Origin of the sequence: Paenibacillus sp. MSJ-34, assembly GCF_018918005.1 — a bacterium.
GTDB lineage: Bacteria > Bacillota > Bacilli > Paenibacillales > Paenibacillaceae > MSJ-34.
In genome coordinates, this window is sequence record NZ_JAHLPR010000113.1 from 1 (window position 1) to 1,874 (window position 1,874).

1 protein-coding gene is annotated in these 1,874 nt (G+C 52.8%); it reads left to right on the forward strand.

All coding sequences use genetic code 11. The features are described 5' to 3' along the window. Positions 1-513: 513 nt before the first annotated feature. Complete coding sequence (gene ltrA, locus KQI79_RS27210) at positions 514-1,806, forward strand: group II intron reverse transcriptase/maturase (protein ID WP_216541457.1); 1,293 nt, start codon at positions 514-516, stop codon at positions 1,804-1,806. Positions 1,807-1,874: the final 68 nt, after the last annotated feature.

Consider the following 1,874-nt stretch of genomic DNA (forward strand, 5'->3'; position numbering starts at 1 on the left):
CTAAGCACGCATCTTCTAGCCGGTGAAAGTCCGGTCGCGGGAAGGGCCAAGCCCCCGCGTAGCTAGGATACCTACGTATGGCGAAATCTGTACGTAGAAGCGTATCGACGAAAGTACCTGTCAGAGGCAGGGCGAGCAACATACCAGGCCGTAACATGAAAGTGAATCCTGCCGCGTCGTCAAAAAGGCCTCGCAAGAGGGAAAAGAGGAAGCCGAGTCCCGCGTACATGGACGAAGGCCATGGAAGCTGCCTAGAACTTGGAGCGGCAGTGAAGAATCCTCCGGCGTAGAGGGAACGGCATGGTATGAAAGAGGATGCAGTGAACTGGGGAGGCCCTCCCCTGCACGGTTGCAGAAACCGTAAAGAGGCCTTCTATAAGCCCCAGAGGTGAAGTGAACGGTCTGCAGGAAGGGAGTCCGAGGGGCTCATAGTACCGTGGAACGCAGGACAACACAACCTGCGGGAGGGAAGGAGCCCTGCTTTGTTCAAGTTTCTTGAGGAGGTACGAGTCAGTGAATGCCAAACGGCTAACAACACCAGAGGAAAACGTTCAACAACTCCAAGGGAAACTCGGTCATGCGGCCAAGGAGAACAAGAAGCGAAGATTTCACGCGCTGTACGACAAGGTCTATCGGGTAGACATCTTATGGGAAGCGTGGCGAAGGGTACGAGCCAACGAGGGCTCGGCAGGAGTGGATGGAGAGACGTTGGCAGACATCGAGAAACAGGGAGAAATGCGTTTTGTGCTTGAATGTCAACGGCTACTGAAAGAAGGGAAGTACCATCCACAACCCGTTAGACGCCACTACATCCCGAAGAAAGATGGCAAACTGCGACCGCTGGGGATCCCGACGGTGAGAGACCGCGTCATCCAGATGGCGACCAAACTCGTCATGGAACCCATTTTCGAGGCGGATTTTCAGGACACGTCTTTCGGTTTTCGGCCTAAGCGGAGCGCGAAACAGGCGTTGGAGCGAATCCGGAAAGCATGCAACCGCAAAGGAAATTGGGTGGTCGACGTCGACATCCAAGGCTACTTCGACAACATCAATCAGGAGAAACTGATGAAGCTGATCGAAATGCGGATCAGTGACAGGCGAATCTTGAAGTTGGTGAGGAAGTGGTTAGGTGCGGGAGTGATGGAAGAAGGAAACATCCGACGCTCAGACTTGGGTACACCGCAAGGGGGAGTGATCTCACCACTGCTGGCGAACATCTACCTGAATTACTTTGATCTTCTGTGGGAACGACATGGCGGTAAGCTTGGGGAACTGACGCGTTATGCAGATGATCTGGTGATCATCTGCAAGACGAAGAAGGACGCACAGCGGGCCTATGAACTCATACGAGCGATTATGGAACGCCTGGAATTAACCCTGCACCCCACGAAAACGCGCATCGTTGGACTTTGGACTGGGGAAGAAGGCTTCGATTTTCTGGGCATGCATCATCGAAAGACGAAGGCCGAAACATCCAAAGGCCAACTGTACTACACAACCCAGCAGTGGTTGTGCCGGAAGGCGGAAGAGCGAATACGGGAAGGGGTAAAAGAGCGATTAGCTCCGCCAGGTATGCGACGCCTGAGTTTCGAAGAGCACGTGGAGTACCTGAATCCAAAGATTCAAGGCTGGCGCAATTACTACTACACAGCTTACAGCCAGAGGAAGATGGCGAAGTTGGATTGGTATATCCGGCAGCGGTTTGCGAAGTGGTATGCTAAGAAACACAAACGCAGACGATGGTTGAGTTCGCTGCGCGAAGTGAAGTCTTTGTCTATTCAATATGGACTTAAAACGCTCTTGTAATCTGCATGCTCATGATGACGAACATCGGAAAGCCGTATGAGGGAAAACCTCACGTACGGTTTGATGAG